Origin of the sequence: Luteimonas gilva (genome assembly GCF_005239095.1) — a bacterium.
Lineage (GTDB): Bacteria > Pseudomonadota > Gammaproteobacteria > Xanthomonadales > Xanthomonadaceae > Luteimonas_C > Luteimonas_C gilva.
The window spans coordinates 1,207,283-1,223,489 of record NZ_SZUA01000002.1; the positions used below are offsets into that span (position 1 = coordinate 1,207,283).

At 65.4% G+C, this 16,207-nt stretch carries 13 protein-coding genes; 10 read left to right on the plus strand and 3 right to left on the minus strand.

The genetic code is table 11. From position 1 onward, the window contains the following. Positions 1-32: 32 nt before the first annotated feature. Both upp and FCE95_RS13570 read right to left on the minus strand, forming a co-directional pair. Complete coding sequence (gene upp / locus FCE95_RS13565; RefSeq protein WP_137267519.1) at positions 33-665, minus strand: uracil phosphoribosyltransferase; 633 nt, start codon at positions 663-665, stop codon at positions 33-35. A gap of 270 nt (positions 666-935) precedes the next feature. Then, positions 936-2,432 (minus strand): aminotransferase class III-fold pyridoxal phosphate-dependent enzyme, encoded by a 1,497-nt coding sequence (locus FCE95_RS13570; protein WP_137267520.1) that lies wholly within the window; start codon positions 2,430-2,432, stop codon positions 936-938. A gap of 118 nt (positions 2,433-2,550) precedes the next feature. On the opposite strand from FCE95_RS13570, the gene FCE95_RS13575 reads away from it, so the two are divergent. From FCE95_RS13575 to secF, 6 genes are all read left to right on the plus strand, one after another. After that, complete coding sequence (locus FCE95_RS13575) at positions 2,551-2,982, plus strand: Lrp/AsnC family transcriptional regulator (protein WP_137267521.1); 432 nt, start codon at positions 2,551-2,553, stop codon at positions 2,980-2,982. 152 nt (positions 2,983-3,134) lie between these two features. Beyond that, positions 3,135-4,169, plus strand: coding sequence for a tRNA preQ1(34) S-adenosylmethionine ribosyltransferase-isomerase QueA (queA, locus tag FCE95_RS13580; RefSeq protein WP_137267522.1), 1,035 nt, complete (start codon positions 3,135-3,137; stop codon positions 4,167-4,169). 205 nt (positions 4,170-4,374) lie between these two features. After that, entirely contained in the window at positions 4,375-5,481 is a 1,107-nt protein-coding gene (gene tgt / locus FCE95_RS13585; protein WP_137267523.1) for a tRNA guanosine(34) transglycosylase Tgt, read from the plus strand. A 187-nt stretch (positions 5,482-5,668) separates the two neighbouring features. Beyond that, complete coding sequence (yajC, locus tag FCE95_RS13590; protein WP_137267524.1) at positions 5,669-6,022, plus strand: preprotein translocase subunit YajC; 354 nt, start codon at positions 5,669-5,671, stop codon at positions 6,020-6,022. A gap of 82 nt (positions 6,023-6,104) precedes the next feature. Further along, a complete protein-coding gene (gene secD, locus FCE95_RS13595; protein ID WP_137267525.1) occupies positions 6,105-7,973 on the plus strand; it encodes a protein translocase subunit SecD in 1,869 nt (622 codons plus the stop codon). Between the two features lie 13 nt (positions 7,974-7,986). After that, complete coding sequence (secF, locus tag FCE95_RS13600) at positions 7,987-8,943, plus strand: protein translocase subunit SecF (RefSeq protein ID WP_137267526.1); 957 nt, start codon at positions 7,987-7,989, stop codon at positions 8,941-8,943. 144 nt (positions 8,944-9,087) lie between these two features. Here the strand turns inward: secF and FCE95_RS13605 are convergent, their stop codons facing one another. Continuing rightward, the gene (locus FCE95_RS13605; RefSeq protein ID WP_137267527.1) at positions 9,088-9,918 is read right to left on the minus strand and encodes an inositol monophosphatase family protein; all 831 of its coding nucleotides are present in this window, start codon (positions 9,916-9,918) and stop codon (positions 9,088-9,090) included. 94 nt (positions 9,919-10,012) lie between these two features. On the opposite strand from FCE95_RS13605, the gene FCE95_RS13610 reads away from it, so the two are divergent. The 4 genes from FCE95_RS13610 to FCE95_RS17490 all read left to right on the plus strand — a co-directional run. After that, positions 10,013-10,756 carry an RNA methyltransferase gene (locus tag FCE95_RS13610; protein ID WP_137267528.1) on the plus strand — a complete coding sequence of 248 codons (744 nt, stop codon included), beginning with the start codon at positions 10,013-10,015 and terminating at the stop codon, positions 10,754-10,756. A gap of 175 nt (positions 10,757-10,931) precedes the next feature. After that, positions 10,932-11,861: a phosphate/phosphite/phosphonate ABC transporter substrate-binding protein gene (locus FCE95_RS13615; protein WP_425481301.1), complete on the plus strand. Its 930-nt coding sequence runs from the start codon at positions 10,932-10,934 to the stop codon at positions 11,859-11,861. After that, the gene (locus FCE95_RS13620; protein WP_137267529.1) at positions 11,858-13,993 is read left to right on the plus strand and encodes a putative bifunctional diguanylate cyclase/phosphodiesterase; all 2,136 of its coding nucleotides are present in this window, start codon (positions 11,858-11,860) and stop codon (positions 13,991-13,993) included. The genes FCE95_RS13615 and FCE95_RS13620 overlap by 4 nt, the downstream gene beginning before the upstream one ends. A 278-nt stretch (positions 13,994-14,271) precedes the next feature. Then, positions 14,272-16,207: DUF6531 domain-containing protein (locus FCE95_RS17490; protein WP_425481308.1), on the plus strand; the 1,936-nt coding region annotated here is incomplete at its 3' end.

Here is a 16,207-nt window from a genome sequence, read left to right on the forward strand (position 1 = left end):
ATGCGCGCGAATGAATTCGCGCCTACATACCGCTAAACGACGCGCGTACCGAAGATCTTGTCCCCGGCGTCGCCCAGGCCGGGCAGGATGTAGCCCTTCTCGTTCAAGCGTTCGTCGATGGCGGCGGTATAGACCTCCACGTCCGGATGCGCCGTTTCCAGCGCGCGCAGGCCTTCCGGCGCGGCGACCAGGAACAAACCCTTGATCCGCGTCGCGCCGGCGGCTTTCAGCATGGAAACCGTGGCGATCAACGTGCCGCCGGTGGCGAGCATCGGGTCGAGGATCAACGCGATCCGGTCCTGCATGCCGCCGACCAGATTCTCGTAGTAGGGCAGCGGCGCCAGCGAGGCTTCGTCGCGGCGGATGCCGACCACGCTCACTTTCGCCGCGGGGATCAGTTCCAGCACGCCGGGCAGCATGCCCAAGCCTGCGCGCAAAATCGGCACCAGGGTGATCTTGCGGCCTTTGATCCGGCGCACGGAGACGGGGCCGGCCCAGCCTTCGACTTGCGCGTCTTCGGTTTCCAGATCGGACGTGGCTTCGTAGGTCAGCAACGTGGCGACTTCGGCCGACAGCTCGCGGAAAGTCTTGGTGTTGTTGTCGGCGCGGCGCATCAGGCCGAGCTTGTGCTGGACCAGCGGGTGGCGGACTTCGACGATTTTCATGCGGCTAGGCTAACGCACTTAAAGCCCCTCTCCCATCGGGGGTGAAACCGCACAGCTTGCGCCCCATGGCGCGCGTGCGGTTGAACGCCCGCGCCGCTGGCGCGGGCCGGAGCGCGGAGCGGGGGTTGAGGTGAGGGTTCGGCGAAGCGAGGTCGTTACCGATTGCGGAGAATTCGGCAGCGGCGCAGAACGTCGCGACCGGAGCCCGCGTCGCTTCGCCGAACCCTCATCCGGCGCTTCGCGCCACCTTCTCCCGGCGGGAGAAGGAAATCAGGCCGCCGCTTGTTCCTGCTGCCGCGGGCCTTCCAGCAGCGCGCGCTTGACCATCGCCACCAGCAAGTCGATCTCGTCGCTCGCCACCGCGAAATGCGGGGTGAAGCGCAGCGAATTGGCGCCGCCGTGGATCACGCCCAGGCCGTGCTCGCGCAGCCATTCTTCGCTGGAGCCGGTGCCGTAGCCTTTGAAACGCGGGTCGAGTTCGCAGGAGAACAGCAGGCCGGTGCCCTGGACCTTGGTGATCAAGCCGCCCAGCTCGCTCTTCAGTTTTTCCAGTTTCTCCACCGCTTCCTTGCCACGGATGCGGATGTTGTCGCGCAGTTCCGGCGTCAACATTTCCAGCACCGCGCAGCCGATGTCCAGCGCGCGCGGGTTGGCGGTCATGGTGTTGCCGTACACGCCGCTGCGGTACAAGTTGGCGGCGCGCTCGGTCACGGCCAGCACCGACAACGGATATTGGGCGGCGTTGAGCGCCTTCGAATAGGTTTCCATGTCCGGCGCTTCGGCGTTCTCGAAGCCGGGATAATCGACGATCGACAGCACGCCCTGCGCGCGCAGGCCGGCCTGGATCGAGTCGACCAGCAGCAGCGAACCGTGCGCCTTCGTCAGCTCGCGCGCGGCGTTGTAGAACGCCGGCGGCACGCTGCGGCCCGGGTCGCCTTCGCCCATCACCGGCTCGAGGAACATCGCTTCGACGAACCAGCCGTTGGCTTCGGCGTCGGCGAACGCTTTCTTCAGCGCGTCGATGTCGTACGGCTCGATCGCGATCACCGAATCCTCGCCGCGGAAGCTGGCCAGGTGCTGCATATAGGTCTTGCGGCTGGAATCCGAATACAGAGCGGGGCGGTCGGTGCGGCCGTGGAAACTGCCCTTCACCACCAGGCGTTTCACCTTGGCGCCGGCGTGGCGCGCGCCCGGGTCGGTCATCAGCTTGGTGTTGACGTCGGCGATGCGCGCGGCGAGGCCGACGGCTTCGGAACCCGAGTTCAAGCACAGGAATTTCGCGTACGGGCAACCGCCGCGGTCCTGGCCGATCGCCGCACGCATCGCGCGCACGAAGCGCAGCTGCGACAGGTTCGGGGTCATGATGTTGGCCATCGCCTGCGGCTTGGCCATCGCGTCCATGATCTTTTGCGGCGTATGGCCGAAGCCCAGCATGCCGTAGCCGCCGCAGTCGTAGACCACCGCGCCCTTCAAAGTGACGATCCACGATCCGCGCGCGGCCAAGGCGACGTAGGGGTTCACGGCGTCGTGCGCGTAGAAATTGACGAAGCCGCCTTGCAGCGCATCGATCTGCGCGTCTTCGTCCAGATCCAGCAGCTCCGGGAATTCGGCGCGGACGCGCACGTATTCGGCAGCGGCGGCATCGATGGCCGCGCCCAGCTCCGGATGGGCAGCGGCGAAGCGGGCGATGGTGGCATCGTCCAGGCCCTGGGTGCGGCGCTTGCCGGCGTGGGCGCGGAGCGAGGCGAGGGTGTCGGTCACGGCCATGGCGGTGTCTTCCGGAGAGGCTAAACCCTCATTATTCGCGACCCTGTCGTCGATTGATAGTGTGATTTCGACGAAATAAAGTTATATTTCGTCTAATTGACGATACGGCTTGAGCAATATGAAGATCACCGGCCCCGACCAGCAGCTGTTGAGCGTGCTGCGCGAGAACGCCCGCGCCTCGACCGCGGAGATCGCGCGCCGACTGAACCTGTCGCGCACCACGGTGCAGAGCCGCATCGAGCGCTTGGAGCGGGATGGGGTGATCGCCGGCTACACCGTGCGCGTCGCCGAGGCCGCCGAACGCGGCCATATCCGCGCCCACATCATGATCACGGTGTTGCCCAAGCAGATGCCCGCCGTGGTCGAGGCGCTGCGGGTCCTGCCGGAGGTGCGGACGCTGCACTCGGTCAGCGGCCCCTCCGACCTAGTCGCCCTGGGCGTGGCGCCCACGGTGGAGGAAATGGACGCGCTGACCGACCGCATCGGCGCGATCGACGGGGTGGAGCGGACGACGTCTTCGATCATCCTGTCGGCGAAGTTCGAGCGTTAGGCATTCCTCTCTGCGCATCGATGCTTTTGTGGGAGGGGCTTCAGCCCCGACGGATGGCAGTCGGGGCTGAAGCCCCTCCCACAACTACCCAAGCGGCAGAGTCGCAACCGCCCAACCACTACAATTAGCGCTTGCCTTCACGCCGGCTTGCTTTGAAAAAGTCCGACTTCCACTACGAACTTCCGCCCGAGCTGATCGCCCAGGTGCCGCTGGCCGAACGCTCGGCCAGCCGTCTGCTGTGCGTGCCGCCGGCGCCCGCGCCGATGCGCGACGCGCAGGTGCGCGATCTGCCGTCGCTGCTGCAACCGGGCGATCTGCTGGTGTTCAACGACACCCGGGTGATCCCGGCGCGGCTGTTCGGCGCCAAGGACAGCGGCGGGCGGGTCGAAATCCTGATCGAACGGCTGTTGCCGAACAACGAAGCGCGGGCGCAGGTCGGCGCCAGCAAATCGCCCAAGCCCGGCGCGCGCATCGCGCTCGATGCGGGCGGCGAGGCCGAAGTGCTCGGCCGCGAGGGCGAGTTCTACCGCCTGCGTTTCCACATCGGCGATACGCTCGAATCCTGGCTGCTGCGCGCCGGCCGCTTGCCGCTGCCGCCCTACATCCGCCGCGAACCGGGCGCGGACGACGCCGAGCGCTACCAGACCGTGTTCGCGCGCGAAGTCGGCGCGGTCGCCGCGCCCACCGCCGGCCTGCATTTCGACGATGCGCTGCTGCAGGCGCTGCGCGAGCGCGGCGTGCGCTTCGGCCACATCACCTTGCACGTGGGCGCGGGCACGTTCCAACCGGTGCGCGTGGACGATTTGCGCGAGCACCGCATGCACAGCGAATGGCTCAACGTCGGCGCCGAGCTGATCGAGCAGATCCGCCGTACGCGCGCGGCCGGCGGCCGGGTCGTCGCGGTCGGCACCACCGTGGTGCGCGCGCTGGAAAGCGCGATGCACGAGGGCGAACTGCTGCCCTTCGCCGGCGAGACCCGGATCTTCATCTTTCCGGGCTACAAGATCCGCTCGGTCGACGCGCTGCTCACCAATTTCCATCTGCCCGAATCGACCCTGCTGATGCTGGTGTCCGCCTTCGCGGGCAAGGCGCGCGTGTTCGAGGCGTACGCGCATGCGGTGCGCGAGAAATACCGGTTCTTTTCTTATGGGGATGCGATGCTGTTGTTTCCGGAGATCGCGAAGTGATCGCAGGCGCCACCGCTCTTGCCGTTCCCCCCTTTGAAAAAGGGGGGAAGGGGGGATTTGCTTTTGCTTTAAGCCGTCATCCCCGCGAAGGCGGGAATCCAGTGACTTTCGCTTCTCCAGTAATGGCCGTCGCGATCGAATGTTCCGCGCGCCCTCACCCAACCCCCTCCCGCAAGCGGGAGGGGGCTCAAACGAGGTCGTAGCCATGAGCCGCCTTTCCTTCGAACTCCTCGGCACCGACGGCCCGGCCCGCCGCGGCCGCCTGACTTTCCCGCGCGGCACGGTGGAAACGCCGGCCTTCATGCCGGTCGGCACCTACGGCTCGGTCAAAGGGGTGCTGCCCGAACAGATCCGCGCGCTGGGCGCCGAGATCATCCTCGGCAACACCTTTCACTTGTATCTGCGCCCCGGCCTGGAGGTGATCGAAGCCCACGGCGGCCTGCACGGCTTCGCGCAATGGAACGGGCCGATCCTCACCGATTCCGGCGGTTTCCAGGTGTTTTCGCTGGCTCATCGCCGCAAGATCACCGAACAAGGCGTCACCTTCGCCGCGCCGACCGACGGTTCGACCGTATTCCTCGGCCCCGAAGAAAGCATGCGCATCCAGAAAACGCTGGATTCGGACATCGTGATGATCTTCGACGAATGCACGCCGTACCCGGCCACGGAAGAGGTCGCGCGCGCATCGATGGAACTGTCGCTGCGCTGGGCCGAACGCAGCAAGCGCGCGCACGAAGGCAACGATGCGGCGCTGTTCGGGATCGTCCAGGGCGGCGTGCACCGGGATCTGCGCACGCGATCGGCGGAAGGACTGAAGGCGATCGGCTTCGACGGCTACGCGATCGGCGGCCTGGCCGTCGGCGAACCGGAAGAAGAGCGCAACGCCATGCTCGAACATACTTGTCCGCAATTGCCGGCGGAGCGTCCGCGCTACTTGATGGGCGTCGGCCGGCCCGAGGACTTGGTCGAAGCGGTCGCGCGCGGCGTGGACATGTTCGATTGCGTGATGCCGACCCGCAACGCGCGCAACGGCCACTATTTCACCCGCACCGGCACGATCCGCATCCGCAACGCCAAATACGAGCGCGACACCGGAACCATCGAGGAAGGCTGCGGCTGCTATACCTGCAGCCACGGTTTCAGCCGCGCCTATCTGCGCCATCTGGACCGCTGCAACGAGATGCTGGCGCCGATCCTTGGCACGCTGCACAACCTGTGGCATTACCAGCGGCTGATGGCGGAGATGCGGGCGGCGATCGAACGGGGGAACTTCGCCGCCTTCCGCGAGTCTTTCTACGCAGCCCGCTCCTGAGTCCCTCTCCCTTCGGGGTGGGCGCAGGATGGGGGTTCGGCGCTCTCGGGACAGGATGCGTCGAACCCTCATCCGCCTTGGGAGGCCCGGCGCAGGGGCCCGAGGCCGCCTTCCGGGCGGCTTGAAAGCGCTGGCCCGCGGCTACATGGCATAATTCCCAGCTATTTTGCGACCACGGACCTTTCCGATGAGCCTGCTCGACCTGTTGATTTCCCCCGCCTACGCGCAAGCCGCCGGCCAAGCCGCTCCGGGCGGCCTCTTCGGCGGCGGCATGACCGGCCTGCTGTTCCCGATCATCCTGATCGCGATCATGTATTTCCTGATGATCCGCCCGCAGATGAAGCGCGCCAAGGAACACCGCGCCATGCTCGACAAGCTGGCCAAGGGCGATGAAGTCATCACCAACGGCGGCATCGCCGGCGTCGTGGCCGACATCGGCGACAACTTCGTCACCGTCGAGATCGCCGACAACGTGCGCGTGCGCGTGCAGAAGGGCGCGGTCGGCAACGTCCTGCCCAAGGGCACGCTGAAAGCCTCCTGATCGCCGCGCCGGCGCCCGATCGCGGGCGCCGCGCCGAAACTCCCGGACGCCTCGCGCGTCCGGTTTGCCGCTGGAACCCAAGATGCTCGAATACGCGCGCTGGAAATACGTGGTCATCCTCCTGGTGGTGCTGTTGAGCGTGCTCTACGCGCTGCCCAACATCTATCCGCAGGATCCCTCGGTGCAGATCACCGCCAACCGCGGCTCGGCCATCGACGCGCCGCTGCGGCAGCGGGTGGACGCGATCCTGAAGAAGGCCGGCGTGACGCCGAAGTCGGTCGAGACCGAGAACGGCAACCTGCTGGTGCGCATGCCCAGCAGCGACGCGCAAACCAAGGCTTCCGACGCGCTCACCGCGGAGCTGGGCACCGGTTACGTGGTCGCGCTGAACCTGGCTTCGACCACGCCGGGCTGGCTGGAGGCGATCGCCGCCAAGCCGATGCTGCTCGGCCTCGACTTGCAGGGCGGCGTCCACTTCCTGATGGAGGTCGACCGCAAGGCTGCGCTCGACAAGCGTTTCGAAGCCTACTTGGAAGACCTGCGCGTGGTGCTGCGCGACAATCGGGTGAGGTACAGCTCGGTGGAGCGCCGCAACGACGACACCTTGCAAGTCGCGCTGAGCGATGCGTCGGAAATGGACAAGGCGCGCCAGCTGATCGCGCGCGACTTGCCGACCCTGCAGATGGACAGCGCCGGCGACCGCATCACCCTGACCGTGCCGAAGGCCGAACTCGACAAGATCGCCACCGACGCCATCGAGCAGAACGTCGGCACGCTGCGCAACCGCATCAACGAGCTCGGCGTCGCCGAGCCGATCATCCAGCGCCAGGGCGCCGACCGCGTGGTCGTGCAGCTGCCCGGCGTGCAGGACACCGCGCAGGCCAAGCGCATCCTCGGCGCGACCGCCACGCTGGAATACCGCGGCGTGATCGAAGGCAGCAATCCTTACGACGCGCTGCAGAGCGGCAACGTCCCGCCCGAAGGCCGCATCTTCTACCAGAAGCGCATCGGCCCGGACGGCAAGCCGGTCCCGATCATCCTCAACAAGCGCGTGATCGCCTCGGGCGACCAGCTGCAGAGCGCGTCCTCGTTCTTCGACACGCAAAGCGGCACGCCGGCGGTGCGCGTGCGCCTGACCAGCCTCGGCGGCCAGCGCATGTTCGATTACTCCAGCCAGCACGTCGGCAAGCCGATGGCGGTGGTCTACACCGAACGCATTCCGGAAGTGAAGATCGTCGACGGCAAGGAAGTGCGCAGCACCCGCATCAACGAGCAAGTGATCTCGGTGGCGACCATCCAGAGCACCCTCGGCCGCGATTTCCAGACCACCGGCCTGGAGAGCATGAAAGAAGCCGCCGATCTGGCCCTGCTGCTGCGCGCCGGCGCGCTGGCCGCGCCGATGGATTTCGCCGAGCAGCGCGTGATCGGCCCCAGCCTGGGCAAAGAGAACATCCAGCGCGGCTTGACCGCCGTGCTGTACGCGTTCGGCTTCGCTCTGGTGTTCTTCCTCGTCTACTACCGCATGTTCGGCATCATCACCTGCCTGGCGCTGCTGCTGAACCTGCTGATGGTGTTCGCGGTGATGTCGGTGATGGGCGCCACGCTGACCTTGCCGGGCTTGGCCGGCATCGCCCTGACCGTGGGCATGTCGGTGGACGCCAACGTGCTGATCAACGAGCGAATACGCGAAGAATTGCGTGCGGGGCTACCGCCGCTCACGGCGATCTCCAGCGGCTACGAGCACGCCTCGGGCACCATTTTGGACGCCAACGTCACCGCCTTCCTGGCCGGTCTGGCGATGGCGGTGTTCGGCACCGGTCCGCTGCGCGGTTTCGGCATCACCCTGATGCTCGGCATCGCCACCTCGGCCTACACGGCGGTGTCGGTGTCGCGCGGCATGGCGACGCTGATCTACGGCCACCGCCGCAAGCTGAAATCGATCGCGATCTGACGGAGCACGCCCCATGAAACCTTTCAACGTGTTCCCGTACGGCAGCAATTTCGATTTCATGCGCCTGCGCTGGGTGTCGCTGACGCTCGCGGCGCTGATCATGTTCGTCGGCATCGGCGCGATGTTCGTCAAGGGCTTCGACTTCGCCCTCGACTTCACCGGCGGCACCTCGGTCGAGCTGTCCTTCGCCAAGCCGGCCGACGTGGACGGCGTGCGTTCGCGCCTGAACGCGGCCGGCTACGACAGCGCGCAGGTCCAATCCTTCGGCAGCGGCAACGACCTTTTGGTGCGCCTGCAGCCCAAGGAAGGCGTGGCCCAGACCGACACCGCGCAGACCGCGGACGATGTGGTGCGTATCGCATCCACGCCGGACAACCCGGCCAAGCGGCTCAGCAGCGGCTACGTCGGCCCGCAGGTCGGCCGCGAGCTGGCCTTGAACGGCTTGTACGCCGTCGCGTTCGTGGTGCTCGGCTTCCTGATCTACATCTCGATCCGGTTCGAATGGAAGTTCGCGGTGGCCGCGATCATCACCACCTTGCACGACGTGGTGGTGGTGGCCGGCTGGTTCGCGATCAGCGGCCACGAATTCGACCTGACCGTGCTGGCCGGCGTGCTGTCGGTGATGGGCTTCTCGATCAACGACACCATCGTGGTGTTCGACCGCGTCCGCGAGAATTTCCGCGGCATGCGCGCGACGCCGGAGGAAGTGCTGAACAAGTCGATCAACCAGACCCTGTCGCGTACGGTGATCACCTCGTTCGTCGCCTTCCTGACCGTGCTGGCGCTGTACCTGTACGGCGGCGGCTCGCTGCGCGGCATGGCCGAGTCGCAGATGATCGGCATCATCATCGGCACCCTGTCCTCGATCTTCGTCGCTTGCCCGCTGCTGACCATGTGGTTCTTGAAGGTCACCAAGCAGGATCTGATGCCCAAGGCCAAGGACGAGGCCGCGTTGGCGCGCAGGCCGTAACGGCGCCTGGCGCAGAAACGCAAAAGGCCGCGCATTGCGCGGCCTTTTTGCTTAGGAACTAGTGAATTAGGAACTAGAAACTAGAGTAAGCGTCGCTCTTTCTAGTTTCTAGTTCCTAATATCTAGTTCCTGTTCTCTCGTTCCTTATTCAAAACTCTTCGCGTATCCCGACGAAACGATCAACTTCTGCAACGGCTCCACCAGCTTCACGTTGCCGGCGACGATCTGCCCGATCCGGGCGGTGGCGACATCCATGCGCCCCAGATTGGCGCCGTTGTACTCGCACACCCGTCCGCCGGCCTCGCGCACCAGCAGCACGCCGGCGGCGATGTCCCAAGGCTTCACTCCGGCTTCGAAATAACCGTCGAGGCGGCCGCAGGCGACATAGGCCAGATCGAGCGCGGCCGAACCGGTGCGGCGCACGTCTTCGGCCTCGCGCAGCAGCTGGCGCACGCATTCCAACTGCGCGCCGGCGCGTTCGCGCTCGCGCGGCGGGAAGCCGGTGACGATCATGCTGCCGGCCAGGTCCTTGCGCTCGGCGACGCGGATCTTGCGGTCGTTGAGCACGGCGCCGCCGCCGCGGGAGGCGACGAACAGTTCGTTGCGGATCGGGTCGAAGATGACGCCGTGGATCGGCTCGCCGTTTTCGGTCAGCGCGATCGACACGCAGTAGTGGGGCAGGCCGCGCAAATAGTTGCTGGTGCCGTCGAGCGGATCGATCACCCAGGTGTAGCGCCCGCCGCCGCGGCCGGCCTTCTGCGCGCCGCCTTCCTCGCCCAGCACGCCGTATTCGGGATAGGCGCGGCGCAATTCCTTGACGATGGCTTCTTCGGCCAGGCCGTCGACTTCGCTGGCGAAATCCATGCGGCCCTTTTCGACCACATTCAGCGCATCCAGCTTGCTCAGATGGCGCAACAGCACGTTGCCGCCTGCGCGCGCCGCCTTGACCATGATGGTGACTACGGGTTTTTGCATGGCCGTACGGGCCTCCGAGGGCAAAAGGGCAGGGCTGGCGGGGGTAAAGAGCCGTCCGGCGCGGTGGCCGGCGCGCGCAGTTTAACATCCGCGCATGGAGAACCCCGCTGAACGTCTGCGCATCGTGCTGGTCGGCACCCAGCATCCCGGCAATATCGGCTCGTCCGCCCGCGCCCTGAAGACCATGGGTCTGCGACGCTTGGTGCTGGTGGCGCCGGAGCGCTATCCGCACGCCGACGCCGAGGCGATGGCCGCGGGCGCCGACGACGTGCTCGCCGCTGCCGCGATCTATCCGAGCCTGGCCGAGGCCGTCACCGATTGCCGCCTGGTGCTGGGCTGCACCGCCCGCGACCGGCGCGTGGCGCTGGAACAACTGTCGCCGCGCGCGGCCGCGGCGCGGGCCCGCGATGCGGCCGCCACCGGCGCCGAAACGGCGATCGTGTTCGGCCGCGAACGCACCGGCCTGACCAACGAAGAGCTGCAGCTGTGCCACGCCGCGGTGCATATTCCCGCCGATCCGGCCTACAGCTCGTTGAACTTGGCCGCTGCGGTCCAAGTGCTCGCCTACGAACTGCGCCTGGCCGTATTGGAGCGGGAGCAAGCGGGCATCGGCGCCGGCGAGGCGCGCGCGCTGGCATCGCATGCCGAGTTGGAGGGTTTCTTCGCGCAGCTGGCGCAGACCTTGGACGAGATCGACTTCCACAAAGGCCGCGCCCCGAAATCGGCGATGCGCAAGCTGCGCAGGTTGTACCTGCGCGCCGGATTGGACGCCAAAGAGGTGCGTTTGTTGCGCGGCATCCTGGCCGACGCCCAGCGGATGGCCTCGCTGGCCCGATGACGGCCTTCCGCTGTTGTAGGAGCGGCTTTAGCCGCGAGCTTTTCCGTTCAGACCGCCGCGCCCCGCCGGAAAAGCTCGCGGCTAAAGCCGCTCCAGCAAAAGCCCGGCCCAGGCCCGTTGGTGGGCCACCGGCGATTAGGCTAGGCTGCACACGCCGACGACCTGGGGACGGATTTTGGCTGGATTGACCGCGCGACTCGCCGCCGGCTTGCTGTGCGTGCTGGCGGCTTGGCTACCCAGTTCGGCCGCTCGCGCCGTCGACGATGAGCACGTGCTGGTGCTGGGCCGCATCAGCGACGATCCCAAGACCCATTACGAGCAGCTCAAGCCGCTGCTGGACTACGTCGTGCCGCGCATGGCCGGCGTCGGCATCCGCGAGGGCCGCATCCTGATGGCGCGCGACGCGCAGCAGATGGCCAGCTACTTGCGGCGCGGCCGCGTAGATTGGGTCACCGAAACTTCCGCCAGCGGCGTCGCGCTCGAGGCGCGCGCCGGCGCCAAACTATTGCTCATGACCGAGCGCGACGGCGTCAGCCGCTACCGCACCGTCTACTTCGCGCGCCGCGACAGCGGCTTGACTTCGCTCGACCAATTGCGCGGCCGCAGCATCGCTTTCCAGAACATCAGCTCCACCAGCGCCTATTTCGTGCCCGCATCGGAACTGCTCCAGCGCGGCATGCGCCTGGAGCTGCTCCTGTCGCCGATGGACAAGCCCTCCGACGACACGGTCGGCTACGTGTTCGCGCGCTCCGAGCTGAACATCGCCAACTGGGTGCACAAGCGCCTGGTCGATGTCGGCGTCATGAGCAATATCGATTGGGACAACCCGCAACGCGTGCCGCCCACCTACCGCAGCGAGCTGCGCGTGCTGCACGTCACGCCCGAATACCCGCGTGCGGTCGAGGTGGTGCGTGGCGACATGGATCCCAAAGTCGAGGCCCGCTTGCGCGAAGTGCTGATGCAGGCTGCCGACGATCCCGACGCGCGCGACGCCTTGCTGCGCTTCTTCAAGACCACGCGCTTCCTGCCGATCGATCCGGTCTCCGAGCACGCGCTGAAATACCTGCGCGAAGGCGTGGGCCGGGTGCGCACGGGGGTGGAATGAAGCGCTTCCGCGTCGGCCTGCAGGGACAGCTGCTGGCGCTGATGGGCCTGGCGCTGGCGATCTTCGTCACCCTGATGCTGCTGTTGTGGCAGCGGCAAGCCTTGATGCAATCCGAGGTGACCCGCGTCAGCCGCAAGGCGATGCACGATCTGGTGATCGAAGGTCTGCGCAAGCGCGGCGAATCCGCGGCCACCCAATTGGCCGACAGCCTGACCAATCCGCTGTACTACTTCGATCTGGACGCGATCGGCACGCTCTCTCGCGCGGCCATGCGTCAGCCCGACGTGCAATACGTGCTTGTCTACGACACCCAGGGCCGGATCATCCACGACGGTTCCGGCGACATCCCCACTTACGGCCAGCCGATGCAGGATCCACTGGCCTACGAAGTCGTGCGCGCGCGCGGCCTCCATGCGCAGTGGACCGACGACATCGTCGACGTGTCCAGCCCGATCCAACTGGGCGACCAGCGCATCGGCGGCGTGCGGATCGGTTTTTCGCTGGCCTCGGTGCACGCCACCGAGGAGCGCGCGAGCGCAGGTTTGCGCGCCAGCCTCACCGATCTGGGCAACCGCAACCGCACTTTGATCGGCATCCTGATGCTGGCGCTGCTGGCCTTGGGCATCGGTATGGTGCTGGTGATCCAGCGCACGCTGGTCGGGCCGGTGCGGCGCTTGGCCGACGCGGCGCGCGAAATCGAAGCCGGCCGTTTCGGCGGCGCGGCGCCGGTGAGCCATCGCGACGACGAAGTGGGCGATCTGGTGCGTGCGTTCGGACGGATGAGCCAAAGCGTGGCCCGGCACGATCGCGACATCCGGCGCATGGCCTACACCGATGCGCTGACCGGCTTGTCGAACCGGCTCGCGTTCCGCGAAAGCCTGGACCAGCGCCTGCTGGAATTGCGCGGCGTGGGCAAACAACTGGCGCTGTTGTTCGCCGACATCGACGACTTCAAGCGCGTCAACGACACCTTGGGCCACGAAGCGGGCGACGAGGTGCTGGTGCAGTTTTCCACCCGCATCCGCGAGGCGGTCGAACGCCTCGGCGGCGAGGAAGCGCAGCTCGCGCGTTTCGGCGGCGACGAGTTCGTGATCCTGCTGCAGAGTTCGGTGCAGCCCGGCGACGAAGTGCGCACCAAGGCCAGCCGCTTGGCCGAGCATCTGGTGATGGAGCTGAGCCGGCCGATCGTGATCCACGACCGGCAGGTGTTCCTGGGCACGTCGATCGGCATCACGCTGTTCCCGGAAGACGCGTCCAGCGCGACGATGCTGATGAAGAACGGCGACATCGCCATGTACCAGGCGAAAGTGGCCGGCAAGAACTGCTACCGCTTCTACAGCCGGGCGATGGACCAGGCGGTGGAGCGCCGGGTGCGGATGGAGCAGGAATTGCGCGGCGCTTGGGAGCGCGGCGAACTCAGCGTCGCTTACCAGCCCGTCTACCGTTTGCGCGACAACCGCCTGGTCGGCGCCGAGGCGCTGTTGCGCTGGCACCATCCGGAGCAGGGCATGGTGTCGCCGGCGGTGTTCATCGACGTGGCCGAGCAGAGCGGCCTGATCGAAACCATCGGCCCGCAAGTGCTGCGCGTGGCCTGCCGCGACGCGATGCGCTGGCAGAACGAATTCCCCACCGTCGAGCCGTTGTTCGTATCGGTGAACGTCTCGCCGCGCCAATTGCGCAGCGGCGAATTGCCGGGCTTGGTCGAAGCGTGCCTGCGCGAAACCGGATTGCCGGCGTCGCAGTTGCACGTGGAGCTGACCGAAACCGCGGTGATCGGCGACGAATTGCACGCCAGTACCTTGCTGTCGCGCCTGCGCAGCATCGGCGTCAAAGTCTGGCTGGACGATTTCGGCACCGGCTTCTCCGGATTGAGCCATCTGCGCCGCGTGCCGGTCGACGGCGTGAAGATCGACCGCAGCTTCATCGCCGACGTACTGCGCGACCCCGACGACCTCGCGCTCACCACCGCCATCATCGCGATGGCGCATTCGCTCGGCATCACCGTCGTCGCCGAAGGCGTGGAGAAGGAAGGCCAGTACGCCATCCTGCGCGAGCGCGGCTGCGATCTGGCGCAGGGGTATTGGTTGGGGCATCCGTCGAGTGCGCAGGATTTTGCGCGGTTGTTGATTTGAGCGGCTGCGAACATCGACGCTTGTAGTCATCGACGACACCGCGATCCCCGTCACTGTTTTCAGCCCTCGGGCACCTCAAGCTCGGAAGCCTGGCCGTGTTTCAAAAAATTATTTGGGTGAATGGACCCGCGCCCGGTGTCGCGACTTAAAGGAATAGGTGGGGTATGAAATCAATAGTTCATATGGCGTGCGCGGCCATGCTGGCCATGCTCTTGTTATGGTCCCCTCGCGCCGAAGCGCAAATGTATTCAACAGAGGGTGCAGCGTATGCGGCGTGTATGGATGCTGCGCGCATTAACTATGAATCCCGACTGGGCCATCCATGGTACTCCACCGAGTATCGTTGCGTGCGCCAGGGGGCAAATGCATTCGTTGGGGAGATCTGGCTCCGCAGTTGTGTCGATTGCGCTTACTTCTGGAGCCATGGTTATGGTTTGACCGAGTGGCCTATTGTTTCTTTCGCCCCTGCCAAGAATCGCGGCTGCCCTTCATCGAGCTGCAGTCTGGTCGGAAATCCGATCAACATGGCAACCGGAAACAAGTATCAACGCGAGGCGGACTTCTCCGTTTCGGCGTTGCTCTCGTTCGAAAGGTACTACAACAGCCAGGGTGCATTTCAGTCATATGGTCTCGGAGACGGGTGGACACACAGTTATTCGAAGCGGGTCGAATATTCCAGCTCTACGGATGGGGGGCTCGTTGCCAAAGTTCATAGACCTTCAGGAGGCTATACGACTTTCTTCAAGCAGCAAACCGGGGGTTGGGTTTCGGACCCGGACGCTACAGATACTTTGTCGGCAGTCGTTGATGGCAGCGTCCAAATCGGATGGAAATTTACCGAGGGAAGCAGCCAAAACGTAGAAACTTACGATCTGCTGGGACGCATGGTATCGCTTGTCACTCAGTCGGGAGAGCAAATAAACCTGGAGTACAACGGCGGCGACATCGACGGAAATGCGCGGGATCTTCTGCTGACAAAAATCACTGACCGCGCAGGCAGGTTGCTAAGACTGCACTACGACAGCGCAAGCCGACTGGACCAGATGACCGACCCGGCGGGACGGACATATAACTACGCCTACGATGCTGCTGATCGTTTATCAAGCGTCAGCTATCCCGGTTCATCGATAAGAACTTACTCATATAACGAATCAGCCCATACTAGCGGCGCCGATTTGCCGCTAGCGCTGACCGGAATCGTCGATGAATCGAGTCAGAGGTACGCCACTTTTCGTTACGACGTCACAGACAGGGCGATATCCACGGAGCACGCTGGCGGAGTCGACAAGTTTCAAGTCGCTTACAGCGGGAATACGTACGCGACGGTAACGGACCCTCTGGGGAACCCGCAATACAGGAATTTCGACACGTATAGCGGCGTGAAGCGGTTGACCTATCAATTGAACCAATGCTCGACGTGTCCAACATCGGCAACCACGTTTTCATACGATGCCGCTGGCCGGCTGAATACGGTTACCGACTTCCTGGGCAATATTGCAGACCATGATCGTGGTGCGACGGACGACTTGGAAACGCAACTGATAGAGGCGAAGACCACTACCAGGGAGCGCAAGACCCAGACGGATTGGAATACTTCGCTCCGCAAGCCAGTCGAGCGCCGGATCTACGATGCGTTTAGTGTTTTAATCGCCAAATCCACCTGGACCTACAATGCGCGCGGTCAGGCCTTGACTGTCTCGCAGATCGACCCGGCGACAGCGACCACCCGCACCACCACGACCACCTACTGCGAAGCGGCCGATATCACCAGCGGCACCTGCCCGCTGCTGGGCCTGGCCACCTCGGTCGACGGCCCGCGCACGGACGTGAGCGACACCACCACCTACACCTACTACGCCAGCGACGACGCCTCCTGCGCGTCCGCGCCCACCACCTGTCCGCATCGCAAGGGCGACCTGTGGAAGGTCACCGACGCGCTGGGCCGGGTGACCGAGACCCTGGCCTACGACGGCGCCGGCCGGGTGCTGTCGGTGAAAGACGCCAACAACGTCGTCACCGACTTCACCTACCACCCGCGCGGCTGGCTCACCGCCCGCAAGGTGCGCGGCACCAACAATGCCTCGGAGGCCGACGACCAGATCACCGCCATCGAGTATTGGCCCACCGGCCTGGTGAAGAAGGTCACCCAACCCGACGGCGCGTTCACGGCCTACACCTACGACGCCGCCCATCGCCTGACCGACATCGCCGACA